The organism is Sphingobium soli (genome assembly GCF_020782245.1).
GTDB lineage: Bacteria > Pseudomonadota > Alphaproteobacteria > Sphingomonadales > Sphingomonadaceae > Sphingobium > Sphingobium soli.
Genome location: NZ_JAJGNP010000022.1, coordinates 31,893 through 48,419, shown reverse-complemented (window position 1 = coordinate 48,419; position 16,527 = coordinate 31,893). Strand labels below are relative to the sequence as shown.

18 protein-coding genes and 1 pseudogene are annotated in these 16,527 nt (G+C 61.7%); 4 read left to right on the top strand and 15 right to left on the bottom strand.

Annotation, left to right across the window (positions count from 1 at the left end):
- Both LL253_RS18055 and istA read right to left on the bottom strand, forming a co-directional pair.
- The coding region (locus LL253_RS18055; RefSeq protein ID WP_228228064.1) for an ATP-binding protein at positions 1 to 486 on the bottom strand (486 nt) is incomplete at its 3' end.
- Entirely contained in the window at positions 473 to 1,987 is a 1,515-nt protein-coding gene (gene istA, locus LL253_RS18050; RefSeq protein ID WP_021238707.1) for an IS21 family transposase, read from the bottom strand. The genes istA and LL253_RS18055, both read right to left, overlap by 14 nt.
- A gap of 160 nt (positions 1,988 to 2,147) precedes the next feature.
- On the opposite strand from istA, the gene LL253_RS18045 reads away from it, so the two are divergent.
- Complete coding sequence (locus tag LL253_RS18045) at positions 2,148 to 2,426, top strand: hypothetical protein (protein ID WP_228228060.1); 279 nt, start codon at positions 2,148 to 2,150, stop codon at positions 2,424 to 2,426.
- Positions 2,427 to 2,744: 318 nt separating this feature from the next.
- Here LL253_RS18045 and LL253_RS18040 read toward each other — a convergent pair whose 3' ends face one another.
- The 7 genes and pseudogenes from LL253_RS18040 to LL253_RS18010 all read right to left on the bottom strand — a co-directional run bounded on the left by LL253_RS18040 (position 2,745) and on the right by LL253_RS18010 (position 7,505).
- Complete coding sequence (locus LL253_RS18040; RefSeq protein ID WP_228228059.1) at positions 2,745 to 3,626, bottom strand: PD-(D/E)XK nuclease domain-containing protein; 882 nt, start codon at positions 3,624 to 3,626, stop codon at positions 2,745 to 2,747.
- Between the two features lie 474 nt (positions 3,627 to 4,100).
- Positions 4,101 to 4,298, bottom strand: a complete 198-nt coding sequence (locus LL253_RS18035; RefSeq protein WP_228228058.1) for a hypothetical protein — start codon at positions 4,296 to 4,298, stop codon at positions 4,101 to 4,103.
- Between the two features lie 16 nt (positions 4,299 to 4,314).
- On the bottom strand, positions 4,315 to 4,716 hold the full coding sequence (locus LL253_RS18030; RefSeq protein ID WP_133084307.1) for a hypothetical protein: 402 nt from the start codon (positions 4,714 to 4,716) through the stop codon (positions 4,315 to 4,317).
- On the bottom strand, positions 4,709 to 5,029 hold the full coding sequence (locus LL253_RS18025) for a hypothetical protein (protein ID WP_133084308.1): 321 nt from the start codon (positions 5,027 to 5,029) through the stop codon (positions 4,709 to 4,711). The genes LL253_RS18030 and LL253_RS18025 overlap by 8 nt, the downstream gene beginning before the upstream one ends.
- A gap of 438 nt (positions 5,030 to 5,467) precedes the next feature.
- Positions 5,468 to 5,695 (bottom strand): annotated as a pseudogene (locus tag LL253_RS18020) (magnesium chelatase domain-containing protein); the annotation flags it as partial.
- Between the two features lie 20 nt (positions 5,696 to 5,715).
- Positions 5,716 to 6,390: an RlmE family RNA methyltransferase gene (locus LL253_RS18015; RefSeq protein WP_009820623.1), complete on the bottom strand. Its 675-nt coding sequence runs from the start codon at positions 6,388 to 6,390 to the stop codon at positions 5,716 to 5,718.
- Entirely contained in the window at positions 6,387 to 7,505 is a 1,119-nt protein-coding gene (locus LL253_RS18010) for a Ppx/GppA phosphatase family protein (protein WP_228221627.1), read from the bottom strand. Before LL253_RS18010 ends, LL253_RS18015 begins: the two co-directional genes overlap by 4 nt.
- A 321-nt stretch (positions 7,506 to 7,826) precedes the next feature.
- On the opposite strand from LL253_RS18010, the gene LL253_RS18005 reads away from it, so the two are divergent.
- Positions 7,827 to 11,168, top strand: a complete 3,342-nt coding sequence (locus tag LL253_RS18005) for an autotransporter domain-containing protein (protein ID WP_228228057.1) — start codon at positions 7,827 to 7,829, stop codon at positions 11,166 to 11,168.
- 395 nt (positions 11,169 to 11,563) lie between these two features.
- On the opposite strand, the gene LL253_RS18000 is transcribed toward LL253_RS18005, so the two are convergent.
- From LL253_RS18000 to LL253_RS17975, 6 genes are all read right to left on the bottom strand, one after another.
- Positions 11,564 to 12,019: a DUF417 family protein gene (locus LL253_RS18000; protein ID WP_228228056.1), complete on the bottom strand. Its 456-nt coding sequence runs from the start codon at positions 12,017 to 12,019 to the stop codon at positions 11,564 to 11,566.
- Between the two features lie 202 nt (positions 12,020 to 12,221).
- Complete coding sequence (locus LL253_RS17995; RefSeq protein ID WP_228228055.1) at positions 12,222 to 12,974, bottom strand: HvfC/BufC N-terminal domain-containing protein; 753 nt, start codon at positions 12,972 to 12,974, stop codon at positions 12,222 to 12,224.
- A complete protein-coding gene (gene bufB / locus LL253_RS17990) occupies positions 12,971 to 13,801 on the bottom strand; it encodes an MNIO family bufferin maturase (RefSeq protein ID WP_228228054.1) in 831 nt (276 codons plus the stop codon). Before bufB ends, LL253_RS17995 begins: the two co-directional genes overlap by 4 nt.
- Positions 13,802 to 13,861: 60 nt before the next feature.
- Entirely contained in the window at positions 13,862 to 14,140 is a 279-nt protein-coding gene (gene bufA2 / locus LL253_RS17985) for a BufA2 family periplasmic bufferin-type metallophore (protein ID WP_228221632.1), read from the bottom strand.
- 195 nt (positions 14,141 to 14,335) lie between these two features.
- The gene (locus LL253_RS17980; RefSeq protein ID WP_228228053.1) at positions 14,336 to 14,977 is read right to left on the bottom strand and encodes a DUF1109 domain-containing protein; all 642 of its coding nucleotides are present in this window, start codon (positions 14,975 to 14,977) and stop codon (positions 14,336 to 14,338) included.
- Entirely contained in the window at positions 14,974 to 15,513 is a 540-nt protein-coding gene (locus LL253_RS17975; protein ID WP_228228052.1) for a sigma-70 family RNA polymerase sigma factor, read from the bottom strand. The genes LL253_RS17980 and LL253_RS17975 overlap by 4 nt, the downstream gene beginning before the upstream one ends.
- A 205-nt stretch (positions 15,514 to 15,718) precedes the next feature.
- Here LL253_RS17975 and LL253_RS17970 point away from each other — a divergent pair, with 205 nt between their 5' ends.
- Together LL253_RS17970 and LL253_RS17965 are read left to right on the top strand one after the other, a co-directional pair.
- Complete coding sequence (locus LL253_RS17970; RefSeq protein ID WP_228228063.1) at positions 15,719 to 15,994, top strand: BufA1 family periplasmic bufferin-type metallophore; 276 nt, start codon at positions 15,719 to 15,721, stop codon at positions 15,992 to 15,994.
- 58 nt (positions 15,995 to 16,052) lie between these two features.
- Positions 16,053 to 16,520, top strand: a complete 468-nt coding sequence (locus LL253_RS17965) for a DoxX family protein (RefSeq protein WP_228228051.1) — start codon at positions 16,053 to 16,055, stop codon at positions 16,518 to 16,520.
- Positions 16,521 to 16,527 lie beyond the last annotated feature (7 nt).

Here is a 16,527-nt window from a genome sequence, read left to right as displayed (position 1 = left end):
CAGGTCGAGCCGCGACAGCTGCGCCGCCAGGGTCCCGCCTTTGCCGATCCGGGTCTCCTCTTCGAGGCGTGTCACCAGATCGACGGTGTTGAAGTAGCGGGCGCGAGCGCCCCTTCGCACGACATTGGCGGTGATCGCGATGGCGAGGTGGGTCTTGCCTGTCCCCGTGCCGCCGACCAGCACGATATTGCGGCGAGGCGGGAGGAAGGAGCCATCGTGAAGGGAGCGGATCATCTCCTCATTGATCGGTGTGCCCTCGAAGCTGAACCGCTCCAGGTCCTTCACCACGGGCAGCCTCGCAGCCGTCATCCGATAGCGGATGGAGGCTGCATCCCGGTGGGTCGCCTCAGCACGGAGCAGGTCGGTCAGTATCTCCATGGTGGTGCGCTTGCGCTGGAGGCCGGTGGTGACCGCCTCGTCGAACGCCGCCGCCATGCCCTTGAGTCCGAGGCCGCGCATCGTGTCGATCATATCATGCCGCTGCATCATAGCCTCGCAGCAGATCATAGCGGGCACAGTCGGCGAGCGGAGGATGCTGCAGCATCCGGTCTTCCGAAGTGACGATGCTGTGGGGTGTCGCCGGCTCGCGGCGCCGGGAGAGGATGTTGAGGATCAGCTCGTCGCTGGCCGTTCCGTTCGCCAACGCTTCGCGCACGGCAGCCTCTACCGGCTCCAGGCCATCGGTGAGCACCGCCGAGAGGACCCGCACGAACCTGCGATCGGCCTCGTCCCCGGTGCCGAGCCTTCGCCGTAATCGGTGCAGGGCGGGCGGCAGATCCCAGTCCTGGAACGGTGCGCCGTTACGCAGCGCGCCGGGCTTGTGCGCGAGGACCGGCAGATAATGCCAGGGATCGTATATCGTGCGGTTCCGACCGAAGTGGCGCTCATGCTCCCCGACGATCGCATCGCCGCAGCGTATGACGATGCGATCGGCATAGGAGCGCACCTGAACGGTCCGGCGTGCGGCCGTCGACATGACCGAGTAGCGGTTGCGATCGAAGCTGATGAGGCAGGTGCCGGTGACGGCATGCTCGCTCTCATGGAAGCCGTCGAACGGTGCCAGGATCGGCTGCAGGGCCGGTCGCTCCATATCCAGCGCCTCGGCGACGGTAATATCCCCGCGTTCGGGATGGGCATGATGCTCGGCCCAGCGCCGGCACTCGGCCTCCAGCCACCCGTTGAGCTCGGCCAGGCTGGCGAACCGGAGCCGCGGCTGGAAGAAGCGGCCTCGGATTGTCTGGACCTGCTGCTCGACCTGGCCCTTCTCCCATCCCGCCGCCGGCGAGCAGGCGGTCGGCTCGACCATGTAATGATCGGTCATGATCAGGAAGCGGCGGTTGAACACACGCTCCTTGCCGGTGAACACGGCCGTCACCGCCGTCTTCATATTATCGTAGATACCGCGTCGCGGCACACCGCCGAAGAACGCGAACGCCCGGGCATGGGCATCGAACAGCATCTCCTGGCCCTCGCGCGGATAGGCCCGGACATAGGGTGCGCGCGAGTCGCAGAGACGCATATGCGCCACCTTCACCCGCATCGGCTTGCCGGCGATCTCCACATCCTCGTGGCTCCAGTCGAACTGGTAGGCCTCACCCGGCTGGAAGGTCATCGGGATGAACGCCGGTGCGCCTTCGCCAGCATCCTTCCGCCGCGCAGCACGCCAGCGCGCCGCATAGCGGCGCACCGCATCATAGGATCCATCGAACCCCTCGCGCACCAGCAGGTCATGGATACGCGTCATCCGTAGCCGATCGCGGCGGCCGCGACCTTCGTTCTCCTCAAGCAGCGCATCGAGACGATCCTGATAAGGACCGATCCGCGGCAGCGGCTGGACTTTGCGCTGATAGTTGAACGCCGCCTCCGGCGACCGGATCGCTTTGCGGACGACCTTCCGCGACAAACGAAGGTCACGAGCGATCGCCTTGATCGCCTTACCCGCTGCATGCTCACGCCGAATCCGAACCACTGTCTCCACGATCAACATCCCGTTCTCGCCAACTGATCAAAACCAGTCGGCCGACTAAATCCCCGGGATGAAGGGGTCCTTTTTGCACGCCGATCACCCCACGAAGGGGGTGCCTATTGCACGCTGATCCTCACCGACCATCCTTGCCCAGTGCAACACCTTCCTGCTTCATCGGATCGTGAATGACCTTGACCAGGCGTTAGTCGCACGGCTTGTTCCGGATAATGTTGCGGGTCTGCTGAAGGAGCTTCCTAGCCTGCCATCGCGTCAGGCCGTGCTTCTCGGTTGGGCGACGCCGATCCCTTTGCTGGTTGAAATGGACGAACTGGCCGAGGAACATCGGCCGCAATCCTCAGACCCTGATTTCTGGGACGTGTGGACCGGTAAGAGTCCGCGCGTGATCGACTGGCCTACGCTCGTGCAGGACTGGACTGGCGAGCCGCCCGCTCAACCCTAGGCGGGAAGGTCGGCAAGTTCACTTGGCGATCAAGCGTGAACGCCTGTTCGAACCATCCGTTCTGACAGCGCACCAGTCTTTGATTGTCTCCGAGCGGCACGCGCGTCCACGATCTGTCGGAGCGGATTCGCCTCTATGAGGGCGTACGCGGCTTGATCGGGTGCGTATTGATCCTGATGCACGACTACGAACCGGTCCCAGTCCGGCTGGGCACGAGCTCCGATCACGGGGAAGGCCAGAGGGCGAACTCAAAGCGCGAGAACCAGTAGAACAAGTCAAACGCAAGCTCGCGCAGGCCGGCCGCGACCTCGTCTTGCCTCACGTGGCTGCCGCTTTCGCGGATTCCGCCGGGCCACGCTTCGGTTTGGGCTTTCCATCTCCGAAGACCAAGTAGACGCGCCAGTTCTTCGAAGTGCCGACCTTCTTCATCTCGGCATCGACCTGATCCTGGGAAAGATAGGCGCCCGTTAGGTAGACGAGTCCGACAAAGAGCGAGAATTCGCTGTCCTCGTATCCCTTCATATCTTCATACAGTTCGCCTATCGCTGACTTCGCCTTCTGCTTGTCGTCGGCGAACTTCACCTCGACCGCCGTCGCAATGGAATCGATGCCGAAGTCCGGATGGTAGGTCTTGGTCTGTTTCGGGATGGGTGGTTCGCGAATGACGTCGGGGAACGCGAGCCGTAGCGCCGGCTGAAGAGCGTCTTGCACGTCCTTTTCCCTGGTCGGTACATTATTTATCGCGTCGAGGTAATGCGCGGTCTGTCGCAGCATCCGAGCGAGCACGCGTCGCTCGGTCCTCACGTCCGCCGGAATCTCGATAAGCGGCGCGATGCGATCAAGGCGCCGACTCACCGCGTCCACCACCACGTTGTTCGCACCGTAATATTCGTCGAAGTATCCGACCTTCGTGAAGTCGACTGCCTCGAACACTGCGATCTGGTCGTCGAAGTCGATCCGCGTCGCGTCGAGGCCGAGCAGCTCAAGCAGAATCCGCAGTGCGTCGATGGCCTTCCGGCTCAGTTCCTCCAGCTGTGCCGCCATGTCCTGCAGGTATTCCTCAGGGTCGAAGTCGTCGGGACGGTTCTCATCCGCATCGGCGTAGGCGTTCACCTGCGCATGGCAGTTCTGGACCGCCGCCCGCGCGGCGCCATAGGCCTTGGTTGCGAGTTCGATATCGGTCTTGGTCAGTTGAGTCATAGCAGCGGTCCGCTTGGGTTATTAGCATCTGTTCCAGTGTAGGGTGATCGACGGCAGTGGCCACTGGCTAGATGAGACATTCCGTTATGCCCGAGGACGGCCTGAGCGTCCGCTATCGTCTAATGCAGTCGATCAAGGCGGGTGATCGTGAACGACGGCTTTGTCCCAAGACCTTCCGGCATTTGTCGTCCATAGCCATTCGCTCCTGTCTCCATCGGCGAACGTTCATCCCCAGCTTAGCCGTCCGTTCGCCCTGCGGCGTCAAAACAGCATGAATTGATCGGGGCCGGGGAGGGTGCGCGTACCTAGTCGGAATGGTTCGAATAATGCTGCCACAAGAACACTTTCCAGAATTGGAGACGGATAGAAGGTGTTCTGGAGATAATCGAATGCGCAATCACAGATAAGTCGGTGATCGCGCGCCTTATTGCGGACATATATTCCACAATGCGTTTGGCCATTAAACGTACCCCGCTAGCGGCGCGCTTCCAGGGCTATGATACACACAGCATGGGAACGTTCGGCGATCCGCGCGAGTGCCGCCCGCTTTCGCGCCGTTCGCCGAAGCCCTGAATTGCGCATCGCTTCGGTGCGCTCGGGGCTATCCACGATGCCAAGCTCGACTTTGCGAGCGCGTATGCGCGCCAAATGCTCATCAAGGGTAACGATCATTTTTGCCCCTTTCGCATCACCAGCTTGGATCGTCCTCGACATCATCGTCGAGTTTGGGGATTAGTACCCTTACGTGCCGCATGGGAGTAAATTTCGCGGGCGCAAATCCATCTGAGTGTTGAGGACAGACAGTCGCGTAAAACCCATCAGTCGTTCGCGAAAGAACGGCAGGTTCCGCACATGTTTGACACAGGGTACGAGAACGAGCCGTAGCGGCGTCAGTAAGGGCAAAAGCTGGCTCGCTGTAAGCCTTCAAATAGACCCGCATCTCGCCAAATTTCTCTTTAGCTTGGACCACCGTTGCGGTTCCATCGACCTTTGCTACATCGTGGATCACTTGCCGATAGAGCGCTTGCCATCCGGTCGGTAGACCGACTGCCAATTCGAGATTCCTTTGGAGAATTTCATCCTCAGTCATCTCGACCCGCCCCTATGTTGAACATGTTGAATTCCATGTCCTCAGGCCGATCGCGGAACGTGATGGTCTCCGGCGCCTGAAGTTGTACAACGGTTGGAATGGCAGCCAGTTCTTCGCCTGGTATCGTCAACGATGCCATAAAGCCGTCACTGTCAACCGCTTGCCGTCGCTCTCCTCCGGCACTCCATGCAAGAAAATCGAGGGTGACGCTGTTTATCTTCGCGACGCCCTCTTCCGCGAGCACGCACATAGCTGCTGCTACAACCCGATCAAAATCCTCGGGCTTAATATTACCCGTAAACTCGATACGCATGCTCAGTCCTCCAACGCTGCAAGCAGGGGCGGACCGGCAGAGCCGGGTGTTGGTAACTTAGGCTGATGCTCCAAGCGCCGTCGCCTTTAGGCGAGCCTTGGACATGCGCGACGGCCACCCGGCCGCAACACTTTGCGACCGGCCATCAGCTAGAGAGGTTACCACGCCCCATCGTCAGGCTTACCACCAACGACGTCCGATCAGTCGCAGATTGGAGGCGCTACGGCAAGAGCTCCACTGTGTTCAAATTTCACCTTCGGAGCATGAATTCTTGCGGCCGTTTCCACGTTGGCTGCCGCGTCGGCAAAACATCTCAAAGGAAGAAACATACGTATGAATTGCAATGTCATCCGTGATCGCGAGCCATAGCACTGACTCGCAACGATTATTTCAATTACAGCCGAGCATACGAAAGTTCAAAAAGGGGAAAGAATGGTCCTCCTTGGGCAGGTCGGCGGGCGACAGGTTCACGGTGATCCGTTTTGGCGGCAGCGATAGGCCGATCGCGGCGATGGCGTTGCGCACCCGCTCGCGACTTTCAGCGACGGCCTTGTCAGGCAGCCCGACGAGGATGAAATTGGGCAGGCCCGGAACCAGTTGGCACTGCACTTCCACAGCGCGCGCCTCCAGCCCCAGATAGGCGACCGTCGAAACCGTTGCGACCAATGATCCCCCTAGATGGCCGTTCAGGCCGCTTCGTCCGTCCGCCCCTTGAACCCCTGCGCCACGACATACCATTCCACGCTGCCCTTGCGGCTGGCCGGGGGCTTGGCATGTTTGATCGTGGTGAAATGCTTTTTCAGCACCGCCAGCAATTGCGCATCCGTGCCGCCGGCGAACACCTTGGCGACGAAGGTGCCGCCCTTGCGCAGATTTTCGACCGCAAATTGCGCCGCAGCCTCGACCAGGCCCATGGTGCGCAGATGATCGGTCGGGGCATGGCCGACGGTGTTCGCGGCCATGTCCGAGATCACAAGATCCGGCTCCTGCCCCAGCGCCTCGCGCAGCAGGTCGGGCGCCTTGTCATCCATGAAGTCCATTTCGAACAGCGTCACGCCGGGAATAGGGTCCGTCGGCAACAGGTCGATGCCCACCACCGCTGCCTTGGGCGCCATCTTGCGCACCACCTGCGCCCAGCCGCCTGGCGCCACGCCCAGGTCGACGACCGCGCGCGACCCCTTCACGAAATGAAATTTCTCATCCAGTTCGATGAGTTTGAAGGCGGCGCGGCTGCGCCAGCCTTCGGCCTTCGCCTTCTTGACATAGGGGTCGTTCAAATGCCGTTCGAGCCAGCGCACCGACTGTGCCGTGCGGCCCTTCGCGGTCTTAACGCGAACCTTGCCTGCGCCCGCGCCTCTCACATCGCCCTCCCGTCGCGATCCATCAGGCCGCGCAAAATGCCTTCGCGGATGCCGCGATCGGCTACGCCCAAGCGCTCCGCCGGCCAGATGTCGAGGATGGACTCCAATATCGCGCATCCCGCGACAACCAGATCGGCGCGCTCGGTGCCGATGCAAGGAAGCTGCTGCCGCTCCGCCAAGGCCATGCCGGAAAGCCGATCCGAAATCGCGCGCATCGCATCGCACGGCACGATCAGCCCGTCGATCACCTGTCGGTCGTAACGCGGCAGATTGAGGTGCAGGCTGGCGAGCGTCGTCACCGTTCCCGATGTGCCAAGCAGGCGGATGCCCTGCGCGTTGCGCGGCAAACGGCGCGCCAACGGCAGGAAGGCTTCAGACACGCGGGCGCGCATGCGGCCATAAGCGGCCAGCCGTTCGGCAGGATCATCATGATCGAACGCCTCGCTTTCGGTCAGCGAAACAACACCCCAGGGAGCGCTGACCCAATCGACGATGTGCGGCGCGCCGTCACCATGCGCATCGACCAGTACCAGTTCGGTGGAGCCTCCGCCAATGTCGAAGATCAGCGCTGGCCCATCGCCCGGCTCCAGCAGTGCGTGACAGCCCAGCACCGCCAGTCGCGCTTCTTCCTGTGCGCTGATGATGTCGAGCGCGATGCCGGTTTCGCGATAGACTCGCTGGATGAATTCCGATCCGTTGGAAGCGCGCCGACAGGCTTCGGTGGCTACCGACCGGGCGAGCGTCACATGGCGGCGGCGCAGCTTGTCGGCGCAGACCGACAAGGCCGCGATCGCGCGGTCGATCGCTGCGTCGCTGATCCGACCCGACGACGCCAGCCCCTCGCCCAGCCGGACGATTCGGGAAAAGGCATCGACGACGATGAACCCGTCGGCCGAAGGCTTGGCAATCAACAGCCGGCAATTATTGGTGCCCAGATCAATGGCGGCATAGGATCGCCGGTCACGCGCGCCCGCGGACGAAAAGCCCCGCTGCTTTGCCGGGGGAGGAATGGCCGCAGCCTTGCTCCCATTGCCCGATCCGGAGCGGGCATGCTTGCCCACATAACCGCCGGACGGGCCGGAACTCTGCGGCGATGGGCGGCTCTGCTGCACCATGCCGTACTCGCTTCTTCTGCATCGCCAACCCCGCATGGGGCCGGAACTTGCCTTCATGCTTAAGCAGATAGTGCGCGATACGCAAGGCGCGACCATGGTAAGGGAACGGACCTGCAACGATCAACGAAAACCGCACTTCACCAAGACTGACCGTCCTTAATGCCAGAAAAAGCAAAGGCGCGATCAAAGGAGCCGGCGGGACTGCAAGTCGATCGAGAGGATAGTGACTATTTTACGACAGGCGTGAACTTTCTTTTCGCAGCCAATTGTCTTCGCCAATTCCGTTGGTTAGCTTCGACCTCGGTCTATGGGGAGTTTATCATGCGCATTCGTAAGAATGGGGCGGAAATGCTGGCGCGCGCCGGTCGTTCCAGCCTCCTTGCCTCCGTCGCTGCCGCGGCTTTGAGCATCGCACCAGCGGCACAGGCGGTCGTGCCTAACGACAATTTAAGCCCGGAGGACATTGTCGACGGCACCGACGTGAACGGCGTCGGCATCATGTATCGCGACGACGGCTTCGTATGCACGGGCACGCTGATCAATCCGCGCACCGTGATCTTCGCGGCGCACTGCGTGAACGACCTCAGCACGCCGGATTATAGTACGGTCAATGGCGGCGTGCCGGTGGCCTTCGCTTTTCAGAGCGACGCACGCCCGGGCCTGATCGACTGGATCTCGAACGGCTATCGCACCAATACGGCGCTTAGCGTCTACAACGTCAACAACATCGCCTATCATCCCGATTCGCTTGATCCGCCGGCGCTCAGCTTCCTCTATGGCGACGTTGCGATGGCGACGCTCGATACGCCCGCAGCCGATGTGCCAACCTGGACGATGCTGTTTTCCGCCCTGCCCGCGCCTGCGGCCATCAACGAAACCACAGGCACCGGCTATCATGTGACGGTCACCGGCTATGGCCGCACCGGCAGCGGCACCACCGGCAACAGCGTGGGCATCGATTTCCGCCGCAAGACGGCCGAAAATTTCCTCGGCATGCTGGGCTCGCTCGATGACATCGACAGCTTCCTGTTCGGCGCGCCCGGCGGCTACACGCAAAATCTCTACCAGACCGATTTTGACGATCCGGATCGGGAGAACCCCTTTGACTTCAACGCGTTCAAGGATGACGCCCTGCCCAACGAAGGCAATACCGCGGGCGGCGATTCGGGTGGTCCGCTGATCCTCGACCAAGCATTTAGCGAAAAAACGATCCTGGGCGTCCTTTCTGGTGGCAGCCGCTATTTCTTCGAGCAGCCCGAAAGCTCTTATGGCGGCACCTCCTTCTATCAGCCGCTCTACCTGTTCTGGGACTGGATCGCGCAGAACAACCCCTATCGCTATGCCACGACCAAGGCGGGTGACGGCAATTGGAGCGATGCCGATCACTGGGTGACCGCGCTCGACCCCAATTATCGTATCATCGACAGCAACGGCTCGCTGGTGAATGGTGTTCCGACATCGCCGGGAGCGGGTGCGTTCGGCCAGGACGACGCACAGAAATTCGGTCAGCTCTGCTACCAGCCCACCGATGGGTCGGACAATGTCTGCTATGACGTCGGCACCGACACGCTGATCGTCAATGGCGAACCAGCGACGGGTGAAACGCAGGCGGTCGCCAACGCCGGCGGCAAGACGGTGTCGAACAACAAGGGCAAGGTCCAGATCGCCGAGCGCAGCCCCACCGCCGCCAATGCTTCGCTGAATTCAACCGCGCAGCCGCAGGCGGAAGGCGATGTTTCGGCGACCGCCCTGCCCGACGCGACGCTGGCCAACGGTCTGCCCGGCGCGAGCGGTTTTGTCCCCGATAATATCGATCCGGTCGCATCCCAGGGCGTCATCGGGCGCTATTATGACGTGACGCTGAGCGCCGCGGGCACCACCACGCTCGACACCGATGTGACGATCGATCGCTTCACGATTTCCGGCGGGGAGTCGGCGCTTGACATCACCAGCGAAGGATCGCTGACCAGCGAGATGGACGTCGCCCATCTGGCAGGCCGTGTGAATGTCGACGGGTCGCTGACCAGCACGGGCGATTATTTCCTGCTGTCTGGTTTGCTGTCGGGTAGCGGCACGCTTCGCGCCCCCTTCCTCACCAGCGTCATGGGCACGATCGCGCCCGGCGGCGTTGGCACGGTCGGTACATTGTCGGTCGAAGGCAATGCGATCCTGACCTCGGGCAGCACGTTGCACATCGACATCGGTCCCAATGGCGCGTCGGACGTGCTGGCGGTCAAGGCCAGCGACGCTGGCGATGATGGCGTCGCATCGGTCGGCAGCCGCGTGGTCGTTGGCGCGACCAGCGGCACCCGCCCGCGCTATGGCGACAGCTACACCTTCGTCACGGCCGAAGGCGGGGTCGAAGGCAGCTTCGAGCAGCCTGCGCAGCTGACCGCGATCCTCAAGCCTGTGCTGAGCTATAGCGACAATGCCGTTTCGATGCGCATTGACGCCGGGCTCTATGCCGATGTCGTCAATGGCGCGTCGGTAACGCAAACCAGCTTCGCGCAGTTGCTCGACCAGAACCGGTCGCTCTACGCCAATTATGCCAACCTCTATGGCGAAGCGGACCTTCTGAGCGTCGAGGGCATTCAGGCGACCCTGGAGGCGATGGCGCCGCGCACGGAGACGCTCAAGACGTCGATGAGCGAAGTGCTCAACGACAATATGGCGCGTTTCTATCGTGACCGGCTGACCAAGCTGGACGGCGGCGCAATGGGCGGCACGCTGACCATGACGGGTCAGCCGATGCAATTGGCGGCCGCGAGCCTCAACAATATCGACCTCGGCATGGATCAGGGCGGAAACGAAAGCGTGACGCGTGAAGGCGTTCTGCCCGACGATATGAGCGCGTTCCTGGCGGGCGGCTATATCGACGGCAAGGCGCAGCCCATGCGGTCGACCATGCCGATGGGCCGCGACACGTTCGATGGCTGGTATGTGGCGCTGGGCATCGAAAAAGCGTTTGGCGACAATGGCGTCGTCGGCCTTTCGGGCTCGTTCAGCGAACTCAAGGGCAATACGGCTGCCAGTGACTGGGGCCGGGCGCGCCTGTATCAGGGTACCGTCTATGGCGCGTTCGACCTTGGCGGGCTGAAGCTCGACGCGGTCGGCAGCGCGGGCACCATGGCAACCCGGTCGCGCCGCTCCTTCTCGGTCGGCACCATGCCCTACACCCTGTATGGCAGCGATCAGGAACTGGCGCTGTCGGGTGAAATCGGCCTCAGCAAGGCGCTGGGCAATGACGGCTTCAGCATCGTCCCCCGCGCGGCGATTCGCGGTGCCTATATCAGTTCGGGCAATTTGGCCGAATATGGCGGGGATGCGGCACTGGTCATCCATCGCCAAGCGATCAAGAGCACCCAGGGTCGGCTGGGCGCAACCGCCAAGGCCGATCGCGGTGGCTTCCGCCCCTATCTTACGGCGAATTATGTCCATGAGTTCCAAGATCAGCCCGCCTTTTTGCAGGCGAACCTGATCGGCGGTACCGGCCCGCTCGCGCCGTTCGCGCTGGGCGGCCAGGACAGGAACTGGGCCGAAATTGGCGGTGGCCTGACGGTTACGACCGGCAATGTCGACATCAGCCTGTCGGCCGACACGACCGCCTGGCGCAGCGACGTCGAATATCAGAGCTATCGCGCAAGCCTGAAATTCCGCTTCTAATCGACGCTTCAATCATGAAGAAGGGCCGCTTCCAACTCGGAGGCGGCCCTTTTTTTGCCAGCAAATGGGAGCAAGGGTCCATCGCCTCTGACGCGGGCGGGAAATATGCGTGCCGGCGCCGTTGTAAGATCGTGAGAATGACTGATCGACCGAACCCAATCTGTTTCGCTTCGACTGAATGCCGCCCTAAGCCTTGAGCCGAATTAGGCAGAGCACCTTCCTTGCGTCAGCGCATCCAGCTCTCCGAAGTTTTTGGACAGAACACCCTCGTGGTCCGTCAGCCGGGGCGGGCGAAGGGACGAGGATCGAGGGCAATGCCCTTATCATCGGCGTCTACCCGCCGAGTTCATCGGGTCAAGCATCTTGCCCCGCCATTTGGCCAGACGGGCGCCGCATCAGGGTGCCGTATGGCGACGAAGGCCATCAACCATGATTGCAAAACACGCCGCCAGCAGCACCGCATCCTTGACGAGAAACTGTCCGGTCGACCCCAGGAACGGCGCGCCATAGCCGGCTTCCCAAAAAGCTGGCGCTCCGAGTGCAAAACTAAGCGTCACACAGAAGGTGAATATGCCCATCAGTCCGCCAACAAAACTGGCCCGCGCGGAGAATGCGCCGACTGCGATCATCGCGCCAGTCAACAACTCGATGGTTCCGATCACATTGCTCGCTCCACTTTCGCCCCAGAGCGGATACATCCACGCGAAAAGCGGGTAATGAGCCGCGATCTTGGCTACGCCAGCCGCCTCATATTCAGCAAATTTGGCGAGGCCGAAAAGCATGAAAATGAGCACGATGGTCCACCGTAGGCCGGCCATCACCACAGCTTCACTGAAAACAAAGTTCTTCATGGTTCGCTCCCGTATCCGAGCCTTAATACGCGGCGGCGCGAGACATGGTTACACAATGATCGGCAAAATCGCATGTGGCTGGCAGCGCCGCTGCGCTGGTCCGGTTCCGCAGCCGCTTTGGTACGCGGGAGTGCCGGACAATATTGCCCACACGGGGCCATCTGGAGCGATCGCCGGGTCACCTATGCCCGCATTGTCGCAGTCATCCGGGTGCCGCCTCGATCGCGACGATCAGGCCATCGCCGATCCAGCGGCCGAGCCATCCGCCCGCCCGAGCCGCGCCTTCGGCCGCTCCGTGGATATCCACGACGCCGTCGCACAGATCGCCAAATGCCATACCGCCCCGGATTTTCAGCAAAGCCTGATATTCAAAAGCCTCCAGGAGACGGATGCGATTTCGGTAATCCTGTCGCCACACCAGGGCGATACTGGTCAACGGCTCCGCAGCGGGAGGCGTTTCGTTTCCGACCAGGGCTGACCAGATTGCAAAAGCATTGGTCGTGAGTTGCACGAAATCGATCGTCGGCGCGATGCGCAGAATCGCGCTATCCCACGTCACGTCATGAAGCTGCTCGACCGTCAGCGCTGAATGATCAGAGGCTACGAAGCATTCCTCAAGCGCGAGTTCGATACGGGCGATCTCCGCTATGTCCGCATCCTTCGGATAGAGCCAGGCGAGCGTTTCAGGAAAGTCACGCGCGTAAGCATCAAGCGTCCAACTGCTGGGCGGCACCCGGTCGATATGTTGCGCGGCCGCACGAAGAAATGCCTGGTCTCCAATCCAGGCATGCGTCTGTGCGAAGCTGCCTTCCAGCACTGTGACAAGCTGCGCGCGATAATTGTTCAAATAGACGCTCAGTCCGGGCCTGGCCGACGCGCCCAGATGTGTAGCGGCAGTCTCGTCCTCGGCCAGGAGAAAGGCGCGCAAGTCGCGTTGCAGCGCGAGCAAGTTCATGGCGTCGTACCGACCCGCTCACGCGCGATCTCCCGCGCGGTCCCAAGTTCGCCCAGTAAATCATGCAGCGGCGGAATAGCGTCGTCGCGCTCGATCATCGTCGCCACCGGGCCAAGTTGCGGCAAGACGTGGGCATAGAGACTCCACACCGACGCCGGGACCTGCCGGTCATGCGTATCGACGAGCAACGTTTCGCCTCGGCTGTGGCCCGCCAGATGGATCTGGCGCACGCGTGCATGAGGCACCGCATGCAGACAAGCGAGGGGATCAAACCCATGATTGCTGGCGCTGACGAACAGGTTGTTGACGTCGAGCAACAGCTCGCAGCCCGTTCGAGCACACATCATGTCTATGAATTCCCATTCGCTCATGTCGGAGGATGCAAAGTCGATATAGGTTGAAGGGTTCTCGATCAGCATGATGCGGCCGAGCGCTTCCTGCGCGCGGTCGATATTGGCGCAGACGATGTCGAGTGCTTCCTGCGTATAAGGCAATGGCAGCAGGTCGTGCGCATTGAAGCCCTCCAGCCGGCTCCAGCTTAGATGATCGGAGATGAAAAGGGGCTCGACCTCATCGACCAACGCGCGCAGTCGCGCAAGATACGCGCCATCGACCCCATCTGCCGAACCAAGTGACATCGATACGCCGTGCAGCGCCACCGGGTAGCGCGCGCGGATATCGCGAAGAATCTGCCGGGGACGGCCGCCGTCGACCATGAAGTTCTCGGAAATCACCTCGATAAAGTCGACAGCAATCCTATGTTCGAGAAAGTCGCCATAATGGGGCTTGCGCAGGCCAAGGCCAAATCCGGAAAAGGTCGGTGTCATCTGGTCGCTCCCTGCCGGGGATGATCGGCCCGGCGCGATGACACGCCGGGCCAATGGATATCATTTCGGCTCGGTGAGGCTACCGCCGGCCTTCGTACAGGCCTTGGCGGTCATCGCCTTAAAGCCTTGGCCCTTGCAGTCGTTCAGCCCCTTGCACTCGTTGCTCGCGGTCTTGCAGTCTGACGTGCCCTTGCAACTGTTGACGCCGTAGCAATGGACGGTCTGGCCTTTGGCGGCCGTGCTATCGTTGGCGAAGGCCACAGTCGGCGCAGCTGCGGCCGTGATTGCAATGGCAGCGGCGGCAGTCGCGACGCCGAAGCGGGAGTCGATCATGAGCATGGCACGTTCTCCAGAAAATATGTCTGCCGTGATGGCATCCACCATTCGGACCACGGGAGGCGCTGGTTACAGCCGCGCCTGTGAAATCCGATTATGCCGGACCTGACGCCGATCATCGCGCCGATAGCAGCAGACTCAAATCCAACGCCGGGAGCCATATACCCTGACCGGGTGAGTGCGTTGCGGGGCAGAAGTTTACCAGCGCAACAGGCGGGGGCCCAGCAAAGCGCCGAGTAGCGTCGCGAGCAGGATGCCAAGCGAATACCATGTCAGTACGAAGATTGCCGATACCTCCGGACAGTGAAGACAATAGACCGTCGCGGCGAACGCGCCTGCCGACAGGCCTGCGGCGGCCCCAGCGGCGCGCAGCCGGCTTGGCGCCAGTTTGCGGAATGACCACAATAACCCGGCAAAGATCGGCGCAGAAAGGGATAATACCCGCCAGGGACATGTCTTCCAGCTCTGTCCGAGCCACATGGTCAGCCAAGCCGACGGCGGCGTGCGGGCCAGTTCGAGAAATCCGAGACACGCCAGCAACATGACGGGCACCGCGATCAGCCACAGACCGCGCACGCGGCCGGTATCTGGCCGCGCAAGTTGCGCCGTCACAGCCAGCGCGACTGCGGATAGCGACAAGGTATAACCCCACTTTATCCAGAAGGCCGGGCCTTGCATGGCGACGCCGAGATCGGGGCGCATCCCCATACCGATCGCCGTCAATAACGCGGCCACCATGCCACCGATCGCGACGCCGATCGCAATCCGCCGCCATACAGATCCTCTGCGTACCGGGCGCGTATCCCGAGCGAGTCTGAGAATAAGATCGTCGGTGTTCATCGCTGGGTCCTCTGCACCTTTGCGATCAGGGCCTTGAGCCCGCGATGAACCGAAACCTTCACATCGGATTGACCGATGCCCCCCGCAGCGGCCGCCTCTGCCGTCGTCAGACCATCTATGTGGGTTGCGACAATCATGCGCGCCTGCTTGGGGGGAAGGCCTGCAAGCAAGTCGTCGATATCTAGCCGCGCGATCAGGCCGGCTTCGAAGTCTTCGACGACCAACGTCTCTTCCAGGTCTCCTATGGGACGCAACCGGCCGGCCCGTCGGAAATGATCGATCATCTTGTAACGCGCAATGGAAAACATCCACGCAGTGAATGGGCGGTCGCGGTCATAGGTCCCGCGGCGTGTGTGAACGGCGATCAGGGTTTCCTGCACAAGATCCTCAACATCGTCATCGGCACCGCGAACTCGTCGCCGATAGAATCCCCGCAGCAGCGGAACGATCTGGCGCAGCAATGACGCGTGGGCGGCGGCATCGCCGCCAAGCCCGTCTATCATCAGTCCACGTAAGACTTCCTCGCCCGTCTGCATGCACTCTCCTCGCATGTAGGTTCGTCCTGGGCAGCCTAAAGGTTACACGGGGCGCAAATGATTTTTCTGGCCCCGGCTGTAACGCGGACTGATCCGACAGCGAATGACCTGTCGTGGCACGGGCCCACCGCCTCCTTCCCGGTCACCGCGCGGCCCAGGCAATTCTGCCGGGCCGCGCGAAGAGGCGATATCTAGAAGGACTTAGATTATGCGCACCCATGCCACATTGGCGGCGAGTATCGCCATCATGACAGGAGGCCTCGCTGCGCCGGTCGGCGCGCAGACCAAACCCGCGATGGAAAAATGCTATGGCGTTTCGCTCGCGGGCAAGAATGACTGTGCTGCCGGGCCGGGCACGAGCTGTGCTGGAACGTCGAAGGTCGACTATCAGGGCAATGCCTGGAAACTAGTGAAGGCGGGCACCTGCACCAGCATCAAGACGCCCAAGGGCAACGGCTCGCTCACACCGAAGAAGGCCTGACAGCGATCGGCCGGGCAGGCTCGCGCCATCCCGGCCGATTGACGCGAGGAGTTCATCCATGAACCTGTCACCGACATCCTATGACGGCATAACCGCGCGCCTCTCCGCGCTCCTGCCCGATGCTTTGCTGCTGCTCGTCGCCCGCCTGGGTAGTGCGGTCATCTTCTTCCTCTCGGGACGTACCAAGGTCGAAGGCGTCATCACCATCGCCGACAGCACCTACGAACTGTTCCGTACAGAATATGCGCTGCCGTTGATCTCTCCGGAACTCGCCGCGACGGTGGCGACCTGGTCGGAACATGTGTTCCCGTTACTGCTCATAGCCGGTCTGGGCACCCGTCTTTCGGCGCTCGCTTTGCTTGGAATGACGATCGTGATCCAGGTCTTCGTCTATCCCGACGCCTGGCCTACCCATCTAAGTTGGATCGCGATCCTGCTGCCGCTCGTCGCGCGCGGTGGCGGCGCATGGTCGGTGGATGCGCTGCTGCGACCGGGACTTTCCCCAAGACCCGGCGCGGCAATATGAGGGAGGA